At 59.0% G+C, this 17,698-nt stretch carries 11 protein-coding genes and 2 pseudogenes; 5 read left to right on the top strand and 8 right to left on the bottom strand.

Annotated elements, in window-relative coordinates:
- Window positions 1-119: 119 nt before the first annotated feature.
- Both NKI52_RS21085 and NKI52_RS21080 read left to right on the top strand, forming a co-directional pair.
- Window positions 120-830, top strand: coding sequence for a helix-turn-helix transcriptional regulator (locus NKI52_RS21085; RefSeq protein WP_352455322.1), 711 nt, complete (start codon window positions 120-122; stop codon window positions 828-830).
- 244 nt (window positions 831-1,074) lie between these two features.
- Window positions 1,075-2,179 (top strand): annotated as a pseudogene (locus NKI52_RS21080) (NAD-dependent epimerase/dehydratase family protein).
- 149 nt (window positions 2,180-2,328) lie between these two features.
- Here NKI52_RS21080 and NKI52_RS21075 read toward each other — a convergent pair.
- From NKI52_RS21075 to NKI52_RS21040, 8 genes are all read right to left on the bottom strand, one after another.
- The gene (locus tag NKI52_RS21075; RefSeq protein WP_352576394.1) at window positions 2,329-3,906 is read right to left on the bottom strand and encodes a lipopolysaccharide biosynthesis protein; all 1,578 of its coding nucleotides are present in this window, start codon (window positions 3,904-3,906) and stop codon (window positions 2,329-2,331) included.
- Complete coding sequence (locus tag NKI52_RS21070; RefSeq protein WP_352576392.1) at window positions 3,903-6,119, bottom strand: GumC family protein; 2,217 nt, start codon at window positions 6,117-6,119, stop codon at window positions 3,903-3,905. The genes NKI52_RS21075 and NKI52_RS21070 overlap by 4 nt, the downstream gene beginning before the upstream one ends.
- Window position 6,120: 1 nt before the next feature.
- Entirely contained in the window at window positions 6,121-8,118 is a 1,998-nt protein-coding gene (gene asnB, locus NKI52_RS21065) for an asparagine synthase (glutamine-hydrolyzing) (RefSeq protein WP_023675612.1), read from the bottom strand.
- Between the two features lie 4 nt (window positions 8,119-8,122).
- Window positions 8,123-9,379, bottom strand: coding sequence for an O-antigen ligase family protein (locus NKI52_RS21060; RefSeq protein ID WP_023675611.1), 1,257 nt, complete (start codon window positions 9,377-9,379; stop codon window positions 8,123-8,125).
- Window positions 9,376-10,599, bottom strand: coding sequence for a glycosyltransferase family 4 protein (locus NKI52_RS21055; protein WP_023675610.1), 1,224 nt, complete (start codon window positions 10,597-10,599; stop codon window positions 9,376-9,378). Before NKI52_RS21055 ends, NKI52_RS21060 begins: the two co-directional genes overlap by 4 nt.
- 337 nt (window positions 10,600-10,936) lie before the next feature.
- The gene (locus NKI52_RS21050) at window positions 10,937-11,170 is read right to left on the bottom strand and encodes a Trm112 family protein (protein ID WP_023675609.1); all 234 of its coding nucleotides are present in this window, start codon (window positions 11,168-11,170) and stop codon (window positions 10,937-10,939) included.
- A gap of 292 nt (window positions 11,171-11,462) precedes the next feature.
- Window positions 11,463-12,746, bottom strand: coding sequence for a hypothetical protein (locus NKI52_RS21045; RefSeq protein WP_023675608.1), 1,284 nt, complete (start codon window positions 12,744-12,746; stop codon window positions 11,463-11,465).
- An 89-nt stretch (window positions 12,747-12,835) separates the two neighbouring features.
- Entirely contained in the window at window positions 12,836-13,546 is a 711-nt protein-coding gene (locus NKI52_RS21040; RefSeq protein ID WP_023675607.1) for an AAA family ATPase, read from the bottom strand.
- Window positions 13,547-13,971: 425 nt separating this feature from the next.
- Between NKI52_RS21040 and NKI52_RS21035 the strand changes: the two genes are divergently transcribed.
- The 3 genes and pseudogenes from NKI52_RS21035 to NKI52_RS21025 all read left to right on the top strand — a co-directional run.
- On the top strand, window positions 13,972-14,793 hold the full coding sequence (locus NKI52_RS21035; RefSeq protein ID WP_352699390.1) for a class I SAM-dependent methyltransferase: 822 nt from the start codon (window positions 13,972-13,974) through the stop codon (window positions 14,791-14,793).
- 94 nt (window positions 14,794-14,887) lie between these two features.
- Complete coding sequence (locus tag NKI52_RS21030; protein WP_023675605.1) at window positions 14,888-15,997, top strand: acyltransferase family protein; 1,110 nt, start codon at window positions 14,888-14,890, stop codon at window positions 15,995-15,997.
- 664 nt (window positions 15,998-16,661) lie between these two features.
- Window positions 16,662-17,698 (top strand): annotated as a pseudogene (locus NKI52_RS21025) (calcium-binding protein); the annotation flags it as partial.

The raw sequence follows: 17,698 nt of genomic DNA, 5'->3' as shown, positions 1-17,698 counted from the left end.
TGGTGATGAACGTATTATCCGTCAGCGCATAGAAGACTAGAATCCAGCTACACATAGAAGACTACATGAATCCCGAATACTTATTTCGGGCGTGTGAAACTTTGGGTTAGGGGTAGAAAATGAATCTGATCGATAGACAGGTCGATGCTTCTTCGAGCAATCGGTACATTGTTACGAGGACCAAGTATGATTTTGAAGCGCGGAATACGCGGCCCTCTTCTGGTCACCTTCCCGATCGCGCATCGGATCCATTGGACGCAAGGTTCGGCGAACCAAAAGGCCGCAGTCTGGAATCCATAACCGGCGTGCTTGATCGCATTGGCTGTGGCTATCTCGTGCTGAATCGCGAAAGAAAAGTAGTCGAGTGGAACGCAGCCGCCCAAACCACGCTTGAGCGCCAGGGCGAAGCGGCCGACACGGCGAGCGGACTTACGGCCGCCCTAAGGCGGCTGATCGCGAATGTTCCGGGCCAATTCCTGCCGGGCTCGTTGTCTTGGGTGGTGATCCGCAGCAGGGGCGACCGACCGGTGATACTGAACGAGAACGGCGTTATCGCTCCCGACGGAACGAGCATTGTGGCGCTGCTGGATCGCGACAACAGGTCGGGGCCAAATCCTCGGACGCTGCAAAGAATGTTTGGCTTGACGAGCGCAGAAACGCACCTCGCCTTGCGCTTGGCCCAGGGCGACGCACCTTTGGAGATCGCTCGCAGCTGGCGTCTCAGCCGCACCACGATCCGTTCCCAGCTTGCCTCGCTGTTCGCCAAGACCGAAACAAAACGCCAGGCGGAACTGGTGGCCCTTCTTGGGCGGATTTCGGTCCTGCCGTAAGGCCGGCCACTTAGATCCAATCGCCGGACGTCGGCATCCGCCCGGGATTCAAACTACGCAAGTTGGCGTGTCATGACTTGGCAGGTCGTGCACCGCATTGCGCACTCCACTAGGTTCGATGCGCCAGCGTAAATATCGAAAGCCGCAATCCCGGACCGGCTATTCGGTACTGTCGAACGGATTCGAAAGGCGACAAGTGGACAACGATCTACGCAGCGATTCTGTCCTTGCCGCAGTGGAGAAGATGGAAATCGCTCGATCCCGTTCGGACCGCGCGGTGAAGAAACTTGCACGGACAGGACCGATCGTCGTCACCGGCGCCGCAGGCTTCATTGGTTTTCACGTGGCCTCACGGCTTTTGCGTCTTGGTGTCAAAGTCGTGGGCGTCGACAATTTCACGCCCTATTACGATCTGCGGCTCAAGGAAGCGCGGTTGCACGCCTCTGTAGCGAGGCGAAGTTCACGCCGGTACGAATGGATCTGGCGGATGCCGCGCGCGTTCAGTTGCTGTTTTCAAACGTTCGCCCCTCACACCTTGTCCATCTCAGGCCGGCGTGCGTCATTCACTTGTTGACCCGCACGCCTATGTGCAATCGAATATAGTGGCGTTTCTCAACGTCCTTGAGGGCTGCCGGCATCATGGCGTCAGTCATCTCGTCTACGCCTCTTCGAGCTCCGTCTACGGCTTGAATCGAACCATACCGTTTTCCGAAAACCACGGCGCCGATCATCCCGTCAGCTTCTACGCCGCCACCAAGCGTTCGAATGAATTCATGGCGCATTCATACAGCCATTTGTTCGGCCTGCCCGTGACCGGACTGCGCTTCTTCACCGTTTATGGCCCTTGGGGCAGGCCCGACATGGCCGTCTACTTGTTCACGCGCGCGATCGTCGAGAGCAAACCAATTGAAGTAGCCAATGCCGGCCGCGTGTGGCGAGATTTCACCTATATCGACGATATCGCTGAGGGCGTGGTTCGAGCACTTGCTACACCGCCGCAGCCGGATCCGAATTGGGACCCTTGCACCGCCGACCCTGCCACAAGTTCCGCGCCGTATCGCGTCTACAATATCGGCAACGACCGGCCCGAGGAGATCAACCGGCTGATTTCGATCATCGAGACCGCTCTTGGCAGCCGGGCAGTTCGCGTGGATGTGCCGTTGCCGCCTGGCGACGTTCTGGAGACGCGCGCCGACGTCAGCGATCTTCGCCAGGCCGTCGGCTTCGCCCCGGCAACACCGCTAGAGGACGGAGTGCGACGCTTTGTCGAATGGTACCGGGACTTTCATGGAACGGATGCCGCGGCCAGCGTACGGCAACAGACGTTGGTGAATGAGGCCACCGTGTAGGCCGCGGGCCCTGTCGGGCGATGATCTGCCACTCGGCGCGTAACGTGTCGGCCACAAAGCCGCACTCGCCAGCCTCTATCCGACACAACCCTGGACTCGAAATTCCTGAACGCTGATGCCGTCGCGTATCGGGGCGCGACGGTCTCAAATCAGCGCAGGAACCAATGTCGCCGCTGGCCTTCGACTGCGTGCGTTCTGAACGATGTTAGCGCAAAGATCAGCCCAGGGATAATTTTCAGCCGTTTGCTGATGTAGATCGACATCGCCACATTCCAAATCGCCAACGCAAGCGCGAGGCCCACTGCGGCGCCCGGCGCGCCGTAGAGCGCAATTCCTGTGGCACAGCCTATGATACTGGCCGCAGCGCCGACGATCATGGTTGCGGCTGCCGCCCATTCGTTTCCGGTCATCATCAAGAGGAGCATCTGGGGTCCGCACAGCGCGACAAAGACATATCCGAGAATGAGTATCCGCGCGACGGGTGCCGCGGTACTGAAATCCCCGCCGAACCAGCTCAACAGAGGTTCAATAATCGCAAGCATCGGGATGGCCATCGTTAGAGCCCCACCAGAGGAAAGTAGGGCGGCCCGTGAAAACAGCTGCTGCAGAGCCATCCGATCGCCTCGGGCATGAAGGGCAGCCGCTGTCGGCGCAAACATCGTAGAGACGGCAACCAGGGAAAGGCTCACAAGCAAGGCGACGTTCAATCCCAATGCGAAAATGCCTGCTTCGCGAATGTGATGCGTCCAGCCCAGCACCATGACTCCGGCCCGGCTGATGAAAACATCGAGCCCAGCCATGAGCATCATTGGCGGAACCGCGGACCACCATTCCCGCGACTCGTCGCCTGGCTGAACCTGCCGCAAGCCAGGCGGCTGAAATTTTGTCGCCATGACGAACACCAGGCCGACCGTGATGGCTGAACTTGCCAGCACCGCCTGCATCACCAAGGGTGCGTTGGGGGTCCATGATCCGGATAAGCCCGCCATTCCCAGCAACGTCAACAAGAGGCCGTCGCGCACTATGCGTTCCGGCAGGAGGGCCGAGACACCGCCGCCGAAAGCACGAACAAGTGTTGCGCCCAAAGCGTAGGCGGTGACCAAAGGCACTGCTGCCATGCCTAGCAGCTGGCTGATTTGAAGCTCCTTGTGAGAAGGATCTGAAAAGAAAAAGATCAAGGCGGCGCCAACGATGCCGAATAGTGTCGCCGCCGCCAGCGACCTCTGCAGAGCAAACCTGATTACGCCGTGTACCAGGTCAAGCCGCCCTTTGGCACTGTAGGCGGAGACGAAACGCAACAAGGATACATGGAAACCAAGCGTTGCAAGATAGGCAAGCACCGAGGTCCAGGCCAGAACATAGGAGTAAATGCCATAGCTGGTGGAGCCAACGATGCGCGCAATCAATAACTGCGCCAAGCTGGTCAAGCCCGCACCCCCGATATAGACCAAAAGAGCGAAGATGCTGGCATAGCCGAGACCCCGGCCCGTGTCCTCCTTGTGCGGCAAAACCATATTCGTTGGAGCAACGGAGGCCGCAGGGAAGCGGGCGAGCTTCGGATCGCTGAAATCGTCGATGTCTTTTGCGCCGGCGTCGCGCATTTCTTCGCCTTGATCGCCTTTGGCCGCGGACCCTGCTCCGGACTGCGAGATCGTCGATATTATCTTCCGCTCGACAGGTCGAATGCCGTGGCGGTCGTTACGCGGAATCCCGCATGTGACATTCATGATGTTCTCTCGAGCAAGAGATCCGCGCTGTCCCCAAACCGGTAGCCGGCGTGTTTCCTAAGATTGACCTGCGTGAGAACGCTGCCTACGGGGACCTGAGCCGTCTCGTCCTCCGTCAGCAACTGCAGAACACCACGCGCGATGCTGCGACGCGTCCTGGCCCAGCGAACAGCGAAAAGAACTGCGTCAGCCCAGCCCGTCAGTAGCCTGGCCTCAGGTCCTCCAAGTCCCAGCGGTCCATTTATGATGACGATGCTGTACATCGAGCGCAGCTCATCTGTGACCAGGGACCCGTCGATCATGGACAGTTGCGGCAGCAGATCCTCTGATGGTGCGAGTGCCATGAAGTCGATTCCAATTTCAGGCATTCCCGTGACCGCGTCGTGCAGCGGACAACGGTCGCTCATATAGTCTCCAAAGGATTTATGCGGCTTGAACGCACCGAATTCGTTCAGAAACTCGTTCGTGAGGCGGGCGCCCGTGCCATCAAGATCGAGAAAAAGCACTCGTCCCCCAAGTCGGGTAGCTGCCAAGGCGAGGCTCCATGCGAGCTCGGTCTTGCCATCATGCCGGACGCTGGACGTGACGAGGATGACGTGCGACGCACGGCCTCTCGCTTTGTTGAGAGCCACGGTGACAAGGAGAGAAGTGACGGCTCGGCTGTAGCTGCAGTTTTGCTGGCCGAGAACCAGCTGCTGTAGTCGTTTCGCGTGTATTGTGGGCGCTTCCGGTATCAGCCCCAGGCACGGAACCCTGAGCGCGGCTTCAGCTTCGGCCCCGCCGCGCAAGGTCTGATTGAGACGGCTGCGGACCAAGACGAAGACCCCGCCAATGAGGCCAAACACGATCATGCCGGGCGGAATAAGAAAGATGGGCGGCAGGGTTTTTGGATTCGTTGGCGGCCATGCCGCTGAAAGGATCGAGACCCCGGGCAAGGGAGTTGCGATGCGCTGCACCAGATCCTGTTGTTGGGTGAGAAGCTGGTTGTATCGCTGCGTCAGGATGCTGACCTGCGGCTCGAGCGCACGCAAGCCGGAAAGCCGGCCGGCTGTGTCGGCCACCACCGCATCGAGCACATTCTTACGGCCCTCCAGAGCAGCGATCTGGGCACGGTAGATGTTCCCCTCCGCCGCAATGCGAGCAGTGCCTTGTTCGATCTCGCCGTTGATCGCAGTGCTAAGGCCCGCATCCGCATTGTCGTTGGCTTGGCGGGCCGCCATGTCGGCCAATACCGGAGACCCGATCGCTTCGGCGAGCGCCGCGACCGATGCTCCTTCCTCTCGCAAAGCCTCGATGTGCTGAAGGTGAGATTCCGTCGCTGAGAGATCCGCTTTCGACAAGGATATCTGCTGACTAAGTTCGGCTGTCTCCTTGGCAGCGTTATCCGCCGCACCTTGATCGACCGCGCCATGGCTCAGTCGATACTTTTCCAGGCGGTCGGTCGCTTTCGCCAGGTCGCTTTGTACGACCGGCAGGCTGGCGACGATCGAGGCGAGTTCCAGCCTGTCTGACGCCCTGCGCTTCTGTGCGAGATCGTCGATGTATACTTGGACGAACGTATTGGCCACCAGGGCGGCTCGCGCCGGATCGTCGTCGGTGAAGCCGACGGTGATCACCCTTGATCTCAGTTCCTGTCCAACCCTCATGCCCTTCCGCAATGCCTTGAGTTCGGCTGCATCGGCCGCCTCCGGCCTGCCCTGCGGCCAAATCCTTTCTAGCAGACCAGCTGCGAAGGTGCGTATGTTCTGCAGGTTGCCGCCTACCGGGGCGGCGCGGGAATTTCCGACATCACCTTGCTCAGCAATGTTGCCGATCTTTGTCTCGCGTAGGGCTGCCACCAGGCGACGCAGATGCCCCTGCGAAGAGAGCATGGTTAAGTGGTCATCAATGCTCGCATCCAGCATCTCCTGAGCAGAATCCGCACCTCCGGGAGCCGCGTTCCTGCCAGGAGCATCGACAATCACCTGTGCGGTCGCCTCGAACAGGACAGGACGCACAAAACCCGCAAGCCCAGCCAACACTCCGCCCAAAATCACCATTGCAAGCAGGAACCATTTTCTCCTCGCGATGGTAATGAGGAGTTGATGGAAGGGGGTCTGCGCGTCGACCTGTTCGCGCAGGAATGGCCTCATGCGCGGATTGATCTCGCGCGTCGGCACGTGCATTTCAGTGGCGCGCGGAAGGTGAATTCGGCTGACTATGGAACCTTCCATCTCATACTCCTGTCAGTTCGAGCGCTGTGGACATGCCCGTTGCCGGCCCGGCGGACCGCCCGGCCTCGTTGCGCCAGGCCTGGAACATCAACGCGGGCCACAAATCGCGAGAATGATCCTGTCTTCCGTCAAGATGGTCGCGCCAGCAGGTTTCGACCTTCGCAAAGTCGAAGATCCCATCTCCGGAGAGGCGTATATCGGCGACTAGATCGCTGGCCCAGATGCGCAACGGGCCGCTCAGCCAGACTGCTATGGGAACATCGAAACCCTGCTTCGGCCGGTCGATCAGCCGTTGCGGAACATAGCGGCTAAGCAGCTGACGAAGAAGCCACTTGCCTTTGCCATTGCGGACCTTCGCATGTGCCGGCAGCCGCCAGGCGAATTCGACAACCCGATGGTCGAGAAGCGGGCACCGGCCTTCGAGGCTATTGGCCATGCTGGCGCGGTCCAACTTCACCAATATATCGTCGGGCAGGTAACCGGCCATGTCGTCGTACAAGAGACGGGACAGCAGGCCATCAAGCCGGGGGGACCCTTGAATTGATGTGGGCGGCGTGTGGAGTGCGAGGCTCCCGGTCGATGCTCCGGTCAGCCGTCGATGCAATTCGTCCTCATCTGGCGCAGCGAGCAGCCGAGCGAGGCGATGCAGCCGGTCGCTCCGCAGCGCGTGCCGTCCACTCGCCGAAAGCGGCAGCTTGCCGACGAAATCGTGACGCGCTGCACGGGCCAGCAATCCGACCCCTGCAGCAAGCGCGTGACGCAGCGGCGACGGCAGCGCATGCTGTCGTTTCAACCGCGCAGCCATGAAATGACGAGCGTAACCGGCGAAGCATTCATCGCCACCGTCGCCTGATAGCGCCACCGTAACGTGCTGGCGAGCGAGCCGCGCCACGAGCAAAGTCGGTATCTGCGATTCATCGGCGAACGGCTCATCCCAGATCCGCGGCAGTTCCGGAATGACTTCACGCGCAGCGGCTGCTGAAAGGTGGAGTTCAGTATGATCGGTGCCCAGGTGCCGCGCGACCTCCGCCGCGTGGGGAGCCTCATCAAACCCGCCTTCTCCGAAAGCGATCGTGAATGTGCGCACCGGTTTTGGCGATTGGGCCTGCATCAGCGCCACAACCGTGGAGCTGTCGAGGCCACCAGACAGAAAGGCACCCAGCGGCACATCGGCTATCATGCGTTCCCGGACGGCAAGTCGAAGCAGATCGTCGAGTCCATCGGTCAGTTCTTCGTCGGTACCGGCGATTGGATTCTGTCGACCGTTCGCGGCGATTTCAGACAGCGACCACCAGTGTCGGGCGCGTTGCGAAAGGGATGCGGCGCTGCGCGCCTCGGCAAAATCCGCCGCCGTCACAGACAGGACCGAGCCCGGAGGTAGCTTGAACACGCCTCGCCAGATGCAACAGTTTCCCGGTACCCATCCTTTCGAAAGCATTGTCGCGGCCGCGTCGAGATCGAGCTCCTGACAGAAACCTGGAAAACGATGGATTGCCTTCAACTCGGAGGCAAAAACGAGCGCATCGCGCGTTGCAGCAACATAGAGCGGCTTCTTGCCCATTCGGTCGCGGGCGAGATGGAGGGTCCTGGTCTTTAGATCCCACAATCCAAATGCGAACATGCCAGCGAAGCGCGTGAGTGCGGTGTCGAGACCCCAGCTCTCGATTGCGCACAGCATCACTTCGGTATCGCTGGCGCCACGGAACCGATGGCCAGCGTCTTCAAGCTCGCGGCGCAGATCGCGGAAATTGTAGATCTCGCCGTTGAAGGTAATGGCATATCGGCCACTTGCCGAATGCATCGGCTGGCGTCCTGCTTCCGATAGGTCGACTATAGCCAAACGTCGGTGGCCGAAGGCAATGCCGGCTTCGCGATTGATCCAGAAGCCTTCGCCATCAGGCCCACGATGACGAAGGGCCGTCGTCATCTGGCCAATTGCCCTGAGCGGTTTGATGTTGGCGGCATCGGGTGCAAGGAGAATTCCGGTAATCCCACACATGCCATCACCTCAGGTCGCTAGAGGTTGCCGAAATCGTTCGCGGCGTTCCGGCAACAAGGCAAATGGTAAGCGCAAACCACACGATTGGATGGCGGATGATCAGATGTGGCATTCCGAAGATGACGATCGACACCACCAGCACGAACAGGGCATCGAGCTTCGCACGCCATGCGCATAAAGCCGCCGCGCCGACAATCCAGGCCAGGGCCAGGACCGCAACCAAACCACCTTGAGTGTACAGATCGAGAATCGTGTTGTGAGCCTCGAAAGGCCGGGGCAGAAATTGGCTGTAGGAAATGGGCGGGCGCTCCAGATGCGGGCCAGGACCAAGGCCCAGGGATCCTGACGTTAGGCCCTTGCCCAATGCATCTCCCCAGAGATGGATTCGAAGTGCAGCGGTTTCGGCGGTCGCTTCGCCGCCCTTGTCCTTGGTAAGACTCAAGGCGAACTGTTCGACGCTGCCCACCTCCGTGACGATGTAAGGCGTCATCGACATGGCCAACGGAAGGAAGCCAATCATCAGCAGGAGGGTAACTTGCCGGGACAGGCTGACCTTGCCGTCACCGGCTGCGAGCCATGTCCGAACCCGCAGCCCAAGAAATATCAGGCCGACCAGGACCGTCGTGTAAAGATAGGTATCACTCTTCGTCAGCCTTCCGACATAGATGATCAGGATAAGGCTGCTGAGCCCGGCCAACCTCGCCCACGGCTTGCTTGTAGTCGTCGCAAGATGCAAGGCGAGCGGACCAAGGAGTGCGCAATAGAGCGCGAGCTGGTTGGGGTTCTCGGACCAGCCTCGGAAGCGATCCCAGTACCAGGGATCGACGCCGGATTGGTGGATCCAACCCCATCCAAGTGCCAGCTGAACAATAAAGCATGCATTCGCAATCGCGACCACCCACCAGGCAGCACTGCGCAGACGGCGATCCGCGTCGGGCTCCGCGGCGGCCAGGCAGGTGACGCAGATCAGCAGCAGGTAGGCTACCCCATCGTGCATCACCACCGACAGATACAGTACCGTGGTCAGGTAGCCAACGATGGTGCCAATACCCAGAGCGAGCGTGATGATCAGCCAGAAGCCCGCAACACGGATCAGGGCGGGCCTGACTACCAAGTGACCGCCGGCGAGCACCCGCCCGATCGACAGCATGATCCAAAGCGCGAGAAACAATTCGCCATAGCCGAAGGGCAAGCCCGGAACTGAGAGCTGCGCCGCATACGACATGGCCACGCCGCAGGCCAGGATCGCGTCCCGGATCATCGGCGCGCTCCACCCGATCCGCGGTTTGCAGCAGGCTCTTCAAGCAACACCGGCGATGCCGGTCGAGCGAAGCCGCCCTGGGATTTGGCACTAAGGACATTGTCGTAGAGATCGCAATATTGCTCGACCACCCAGGGCAGCGAGAACTGCGTCCGGACGAGCTCGACAGAGCGAGCGCCCATGGTCCGTCCTTTCCGGCGGTCGGACAGGACCTCTATAATTCGAGAGGCAAGGCCGTTCGCATCGTGCGGGGGGACGAGATGGCCGTTCCATCCGTCCTCGACCACCTCATTGCAACCAGGCATCATCGAGGCGACGATAGGCAATCCCGCGAGCCCTGCCTCCAGCAGGACGCGCGGAATCCCTTCTCGGTATTGTGTTGGAAAGGCGAACAGATCGGCCATGCCAAGAAGGGCAGGAACGTCGCGTCGTGGACCCAAGGCGATGACATGCGGCACATGTCGATCGATCTCAGCCTTGTCCACTGCAAATGGGCCCTCGGATTCCAATGGGCCGACAAGCACGAAACGGGCATTGGGCCTTTCCGACAGGATGCGAGGGACTGCCTTGAGGAGTGTCGGGATGCCTTTCTGGCGCGTTAGCCGGCCGACAAAAATTACGATCTCGGCGGATTGGAGCCCAAGCTCTTCGCGCATTTTCATCGCCGACGGGGCAAGATGCCTTGCCATGGCGAACGCATCGACGTCGATTCCAGAACTGCGGATCACTCGTCCGCTGCCGCGTCCGATCAGTCGGTAGCGTTCAAAGAATGCCTGATCGTCCCGATTCTGGAACACCGTAGCCGCCGTCCATAACGACGAAAGCCATTGCAGTCCGCAAAAGATTGGGCGCAGGGCAAGGGCGCGCGGTTCCAGGGACGAGAACGTCCAGCCCAGACCGTTGATAGTGCGCACGACTGGAACGCTTCCGCGCACCGCAAGTGGCGTCACCAGGTTGGGCTTGGTGTCGAAGCTTTGGATAATGTCCGGCCGGAGTTCCGCCATCAGCTTTCGAATGGTTCTGATGGCGGCCCATTCTCCGCTGCTGCTGGAAAATCGGTCGAAACCGTAGCTGCGATGCGGAATGCCATGCCGCAGGAATGCGGCTTCACCGCCGCTCGACACCGCAGTAACACGGAATCCCTTCTCTCGCAGCGACATCAAGAACGGAATTCGCAGGGCATGATCCTCGCCTCCGACACACACCAGATGCGGATTCATCCTGCGTCTCCTGACCGTTCGCTGTAGCCCGATCGCGCGAAGTGGCCGGCCCTTGAATTTGCTTTCATGGTGTTGGTTTCGCTACCCATCTCGCCCAGGTCACGGTAGGGGCAGGTCTTGCCACTGTCCTCGTCTGTTTAAATGACGCAAACCCTGTCCCGGCAGCGGGCCGCCGTACCCAGCCGGTTCAGGTCGCCGCGCGTTGCATCAAAGAGGTCGGCACTGCCCGGGTGCCGAGCGCAGAGTGGTCCGCAGACAAACGGCTCGCGCTCCGCGGCACACTTTCCTGTCATTGCTGGCTGTCGTCGGAAAGCCGCCTACTTTAGCGCGGCTCCCATCATCGTCTGGATGCGCGAAGTTTGACCACGCGGGAGGTGATCGTCCGTGCCTCCGAGGCTAGCAGGATTGGAATGCCGTCGCGAACCGGATAGGCAAGTCCTGCGCTCTTCGAAACGAGTTCATCGCGATCCGAATCCCAGGCAAGTGAGCCCTTGGTCATTGGGCATACCAACCATTCTAACAACTCAGGGTTGAAAGAGGCATTCTCTTCGGCTCGCTTATCCGTATCCATCTGCTATTCCTTTCTCGGCCGTGACATCAACAGTGAGCTCCGGCGCGAGCGCCCTTGGCGATACAAGCCGTCACCCGACGTCATCGCTGTAATTCGTAGGATTCCGGCAAGTGTCATAAGCCTTGCAAACTGCACAATCACGCTAGGTGCAGGCTTGGCCACTGTCGTCGTCCGTTTGAATGAATCGACATCGAACGGAGCCGTATGGCGGCGAAGTTGAACGTGAGGCGTTAAAAGCGTGAATGGAGCAAGCACGATCGGCCATATCGCCATAGGCGACCGGAAGGTTTTGTTATTGAAGACCGCTCGCGGCTAATGCTCTCGAGCCAGTGTCTGATCCTTCCGGCCAGTCAATACGGGCGACGAAATCGTAAACCGGGCCGCCGGGTACTCCCCAATTGCTTGACCAGATCACCTGTGAACCGTCCGGGGACGGCGAGGCGTGGGTCTCACTCCAGTAGTCGAATGGAACGTTCTTCGTCTGCACAATGCGCCGGACCTCTCCGCTGCCGTCGATGCGCAACGCGATGACTTCCCGCGCATACGGCGCCCAAGCCGGATATTTCGATACTTCGTCCGGATTGCCCGAATAGGTAAGGAACACCCAACCGGGCCTGTCCAGCGACCTGAGCGATGCATGCTGTGCTTCACCATATCTCATGAGCGAGGTGACTTTCCCATCTGACAGCCTTCGCTTGATCACCTGGAATATGTCTGGATCGGACTTACTGATCCCCACATAGATTTCGCTGCCGTCGGCATCGACGGTCATGTCGCCATGGCCAGGCCGATGATGCTCAGTCCATTTCTGGCGCAGAACGCCGTCAACAGAAAAGATGAACGTCTGTTCAGTGTCGTCTTTCAGGTTCTGAATGCATAAGATGTTGACGCCCAGCGGCGAGATTGAGCAGGCGCCGTTGGCCCCGACAAGCTGTGCGAGATTGATTTCCGGAAATTTCCGCCGCTGTTTGAGATCGTAGGCAAAGACGACCGCTTTGCCGTCCCGGCGAACCGCGCGTACGGCAATACGGCTGCCATCTCGGCTTGGATTACCTTTGTATGGCCCGAACTGGAGATTGCTACTGTCAGTCGAAACAAACAGGACCTCCTCATGATTGGTGCGTGGCGCCCAGGTCGAGATTTTCCGACCACCGACGCAGATCATCAGGTCGGGATCGTGAGGATGCCATTCGCATTCGGTCGATCGATCACGGCGAAAAAGCGGGGCGTAGGTGCGCCCATCCAGGAAGCATAAGCCGCCGCAGCCGTTGCTGATGACAAGAAGGCTCTGATCCGCATTCCAGGCCTGGGCGCTCGAATAGCGGTGGCTGCAATATTTGCTCCCGCATGCGATGCCGGCGCCGAGGATTCCGGGTTTGGTTATTCGGGTGAAAGTTGTGCCAAATGCCGCATCCTTCGCGGCGTGCAGGTAATCCGGCAGGTCCATGGCTACCGGCGCGACGAACTTTGTTGATGCGACGTCTTCTCCACTCACCGCCCCGTGGATAACTATGGATATCGCGCTGACAGCAGCTAACGTCAACGCCAAGGCAGTCTGGTAGCGAGAAAAGCGCATGTCATGTCAACTCGCGCGGTTCCTTTTCAATAATTCGATTTTCCATATTATTGGATATCTTCTTATCGACGCTTCAAAACCGCATCTCTCTAAGCTTCAACTCTTTTAAATTTCGCCCGCGCCGCGCCGAACTTGTCGATTACTCCACGCGCTATCATTTCTGTGGCGGCTGTGAGCCCGTTCGAATCTAAACTTTCGACGCAAGTTGTTGGCACGGGAAACGATCCAAGTTGTTCCCCAATGAGATTAACGTGGTCAATATGATCAAGACTGCTCTGCAGATCGACTTCGAGGAACTTCTGAATGATACCGAGGTTACGCCGGCGTTCCTTCAGACGGACCTCTAGAATTTCCCTTGGCGCCTGCAATCGGACAAGCAGATCCGGTTTGGGTAGAAGCTCGAGCGCGCGCGACACCCTTTCACGATCCGTTACGCCGCTGAACAAAACCAGTGAACATACGAATTGCACCATACCCTGGTCAAAAATTGAGATCGTGTCATTGGACGCTATTGCCGCGCGCCAAGCTTGAAGAAGAGCTTCAAGATGCCAGTTCAGGCGAGCCGCCCACAGCTCATTCTTGGGTGGAAGAATCTTAAGCACTTCTGCACCGAGAGAACGCTGTCCGATCCACTTTGAATGCAAGCCGGAGACCAGTTTGAAGGCGGCCCTCCTAACCGGATGTCGGCGGTCACCGGTCTGCAAAACAACACAGTAGCCCTGAGCTCGCAAAACGTGCACCAGCTCGGACGCTAACGTCGTCTTACCAGCACCGGACGGCCCAAATAGCTCCAAGATCATCTTTCAATCCAGACTGAGGGAAGCCTACTGGCAGTGACGTCATGTCCATTTGCTGAAGCGAACGCCCATCTCTTCCTGGGATGTCTAGCCGACGAGCCAGGAATCCGCGCCATCCGTATGAATGACGGTGTGGTCACGTTAGGATATCGACGGACGCCAAAATCGTGAACGGAAGGAGTGCGTTTCGGTGACTATCCTTCCGGATTGCCTACCGTCCGTTTACCGTTCCGTCTCCGAAAGGGATGTGCAGTAGCCCTATTCCCCAGCACACTTCCGCGAGGGCGCGGCAGTCATGAGTTCGGCATGTCTCATCCGTTCGAGGGATGCGAGACACCCAGCCTTCTGGAAACCTTCTCTGTGATGGACGCAGCCAACTGGCCGTTTATCCCCTCTATCGCCAATAGGGCAGCTTGGTCGGCTATCCAATGAACGTGTCGGACAAAAATCTTCGATCTCATCTGCAGGAGAAATCGTATGAAAGCAGGCATATGAGCGAGAACCTCGAGCCACATCAGACGGCAGCGGCAAATACGGCTATACCTGCCAATTACAACGCCAAGGTCGCGGCAGTCGCGGCCTATGAGCTCCCGACAAAACAGAGATATCAAGATCCGAGTTTTGCGAGCTGGTACCTGAACGGCTATGCAGGCCGGTTGAAGCTGTCCACCGTTGCGTCATACGTCATTGCGCGACGGGAGCAACGCTGCATCGCCAAGGCGCTGGAGAGGTGCAGCCCGCCTCCATCTCAGGTGCTCGATATCCCATGCGGAACCGGGAAGCTGGCCGGCGTGCTGGGCCAGCATAATTGTCGGGTGCTGGCTGCAGACATTTCAATGGAAATGATGGCCTTGGCTAAATCAGCATATGAAGGTCAATCAGGATTTCGGGGATTCATCCGATGTGACGTGACGCAGCTGCCGTTCGCCGACGAAAGCTTTGATACGGTGGTCTGCCTTCGCCTCATTCACCTTATCCCGCCACATCTCAGGCGCGACATTATCATTGAGCTCGCGCGCGTTGCCAGCCGTCGCCTGATCGTATCCTACGGCCTTGGCACCCGCCTCCAGAGAATACGGCTAAGGCTGCGGAAGATGATCACCGGAAGGATGTCGGCGCCTCATCCCGTCAATCTCACCGTTGCACGACAGGATTTCGCGGCGGCGGGGCTCAAGCTGGTACGCTCTTTTAGCGTCCTGCGGTTCCTGTCCTGCGAGCAGCTGTTCGTACTTGAGAAGGTAAAGGCTTGACCTGCCGCCGGTTTGCAGTCTTCGCGTTAGCACTGGTATTGCGGATCAGGCCGCTGATGGTTGTCAAAAGCTGAAACGGCTGCGGGAGGTAGCTGTGGAACCGGCAGGCAAGGCCATTCCGGCGCGCATGCCATCACTCGACCTGCTGCGCCTAGCTGCAGCCCTCGCGGTCGTGCTCTTTCACTATCTTTTTGGCGGCGCGATCGCGGGCAATCTCGACGTGGAATATCCTGCCGCAGCACCTTACGCCATCTACGGCTATCTCGGCGTCAATCTGTTTTTCCTGATCAGCGGTTTCGTCATCGCGTGGTCGGCCGAAGGTCGAACCTGGCAGGAATTCGCGGTCGCCCGCTTCGCCCGGCTTTATCCCGGATTCCTCGTCTGCATGACCGCGACGTTTGTTGTTCTCGTCGTCGCCAAAGATCAGCGTTTTCCGACCGATGTTCCAACCTATGTAGCCAATCTTTCCATGTTCGCCCGCCTCTTCGGCAGGCCGTCCATGGATGGCGTCTACTGGTCGATCATGCTCGAGATCCTGTTTTACGGCTGGGTTGCAGTGCTGATCTTTGCCGGCGCCTTTCAGCGCTGGAAAATACCCATCGCGGCCATCTGGCTCGCAATTTCGGCAACCAACGAGTTCTTCTTTGGGAACCCGGTGATACGCATTCTCTTCATTACAAACTATGCGCCTTTGTTTGCCGCCGGCATCCTCGCGGAAGACATCGTTGCAAGGGGCCGTTCACCGGCTGCGTTCCTGTTTCTTGCCGTCGCGTTCCTGGTGTCTTGCCAGACCGCAATGTTCTCTCATAACTGGATGCAGGAGCACTTTGGCGCAGCCATTTCGTATCCGGCCCTCCTCGCTGCCAATATAGTGGTCTACGGAGTCTTCGCTGGCGCGATATTGCTCCGCTCCGTGATTGCTCCATCCAAGGCTATCATGATGCTCGGAGGGTTGACTTATCCGCTGTATCTTTTGCACCAGTATATCGGCTACATTTCGCTTAACGCGCTGGCGCCTCATGTCGGCAAGAACGCCGCATTCTTCGTCGTGTTGGCCGGGGTCCTCCTTGCCTCTTTTATCGTCTGGCGCTTCATCGAGACGCCGGTACGCAAGCCGCTCGTCCGCGCCCTGGTGTCTGGGATATATCGCCTTGCACCAGCCTCGCGGCCAATCCGGCCAACCTCTTCCGCGCGAACGTCATGATCAGGAGCTTTCGGCGGATGCCGCAGAAGATGTTTGAGTCCAACCGTCGCCTCGCGGAAAAGGCAACTGGGTAGCCCCACGACGCCTGCGCAAGCGAATACATGATCTGTGGGTCAATCCGCAGGCGAGCAGCAGGCCGGCGATCAGGCGAGACAGCACCGGGGTTCCTTCCAAGCCGCCGATGTTGCACGGCACCGCTGTTGCGGCAATGCCGGCTGCGAGGCGCATTCGCATTTCGGAGAAGCGCCGTCTAGATCGGCAGCTTCGTCGATTGTGTCACATTTTGTTCTTGCTTTGTGCCGGCAGCTATGCTAGTAATTTGGGTACGGTGCAGATTCGCACTGACGACCCGCCGCTAGGCGGGTTTTGTTTTTGGTCTGGTTTTCAGATTTCCCGGCCGTCCTGCGTCGGACGGCTTCTCGACCTCGCCATTCGAGCCAAGCTCCACACGGTCGGATCAAGTCAGCCGAGTCTTATCCCGAATAGAACCATCCTTGGCTGGTCGTCGATACCGTTGCGGAAACGAGTTCGAAGGGAGCGCCCCTCCAACGCTCAATCCTACTTCAAACCTCAATATTTCTGTCAGAGGGTGTCGGTATGTGATTTGGCGCTAATATACGCCGTCTGTAAGTAGGCACGGTCGAAACAGAAAAAGGAATATTGGATGACAACTCTGCATTACACGTCAGGTGGATCGGGCACGGAAATTGCGCAAGCCGGATTCAATCTGGCCGACGTTTCATCTGTTGACCAACTCAATGCGCTGCCGGACGGTATGAAGGGCTTGGTCTACCTCAACGAAACTGACGGAGCGACGTCGTCCTTTATCGACAAGATCACGCCTTTCATCGGCAATCCGAAGCTGTTCGGATTCTTCCTTGTCGACGAGCCGGATCCCACCGGCCAATGGGGCACCTACGCCTCCGCCGCGAATCTGAAGGCAGAATCCGACTGGATTCACGCCAATGTGCCGGACGCCAAGACCTACATCACGATGATGAGCTTGGGGACGTCGGCGAATCCGGATTTTTCGGGCACGTACAATCCCGCCAATACCGGTATCGATTACTACGGCGTGGATGTCTATCCTGTCCGCACGGATGGCGCGGTCGACTACAACATGATCGACAAATTCGTCGCTGCCGCTCAGGCATCGGGCATCCCGACGAGCAAGATCATTCCAGGCTACCAGACGTTTGGCGGTGGCGACTATAACACCGACATGGGTGGCAAATATGTGGTGCCCACCGCCGCCCAGATGGAAACCATGATGGACCACTGGGCCAAGCTGGTTCCGTCACCCGCCTTCGAGTACGCGTACGCCTGGGGTTCACAGCGAGGCGACACCGCGCTTGAGAGCTCCGCGGAACTGCAGGCCGTTTTCCGGCAACACAATCTCAGCACCGCCGGGACTGCTCCTTCCGAAGCTGCGGCCACCGATCCCATTTCTACGGCGACGGTCCCTTCCGAGGCCACCACCGGCGATAGCACCTCGACTGTCACCGCTCCTTCCGAAGCCACCACCGGCGGCAGCACCTCGACCGCCACCGCCCCTTCCGAAGCCACCTCCAGCGGCGGCACCTCGACCGCCACAGCCCCTTCCGAAGCCACCTCCAGCGGCAGCACCTCGACTGCCACCGCCCCTTCCGAAGCCACCTCCAGCGGCGGCACCTCGACCGCCACAGCCCCGGCCGAGACCAT

It is taken from the genome of Mesorhizobium sp. M0590, from assembly GCF_040320905.1.
Lineage (GTDB): Bacteria > Pseudomonadota > Alphaproteobacteria > Rhizobiales > Rhizobiaceae > Mesorhizobium.
This window is presented reverse-complemented; position numbering and strand designations above follow the sequence as displayed.

Excerpts from the sequence above, each read along its gene's own strand:
- NKI52_RS21085 (WP_352455322.1), top strand. The coding sequence starts at position 120 with ATGAATCTGATCGATAGACAGGTCGATGCTTCTTCGAGCAATCGGTAC.
- NKI52_RS21075 (WP_352576394.1), bottom strand. The coding sequence starts at position 3,906 with ATGAATGTCACATGCGGGATTCCGCGTAACGACCGCCACGGCATTCGA.
- NKI52_RS21070 (WP_352576392.1), bottom strand. The coding sequence starts at position 6,119 with ATGGAAGGTTCCATAGTCAGCCGAATTCACCTTCCGCGCGCCACTGAA.
- asnB (WP_023675612.1), bottom strand. The coding sequence starts at position 8,118 with ATGTGTGGGATTACCGGAATTCTCCTTGCACCCGATGCCGCCAACATC.
- NKI52_RS21060 (WP_023675611.1), bottom strand. The coding sequence starts at position 9,379 with ATGATCCGGGACGCGATCCTGGCCTGCGGCGTGGCCATGTCGTATGCG.
- NKI52_RS21055 (WP_023675610.1), bottom strand. The coding sequence starts at position 10,599 with ATGAATCCGCATCTGGTGTGTGTCGGAGGCGAGGATCATGCCCTGCGA.
- NKI52_RS21050 (WP_023675609.1), bottom strand. The coding sequence starts at position 11,170 with ATGGATACGGATAAGCGAGCCGAAGAGAATGCCTCTTTCAACCCTGAG.
- NKI52_RS21045 (WP_023675608.1), bottom strand. The coding sequence starts at position 12,746 with ATGCGCTTTTCTCGCTACCAGACTGCCTTGGCGTTGACGTTAGCTGCT.
- NKI52_RS21040 (WP_023675607.1), bottom strand. The coding sequence starts at position 13,546 with ATGATCTTGGAGCTATTTGGGCCGTCCGGTGCTGGTAAGACGACGTTA.
- NKI52_RS21035 (WP_352699390.1), top strand. The coding sequence starts at position 13,972 with ATGAACGTGTCGGACAAAAATCTTCGATCTCATCTGCAGGAGAAATCG.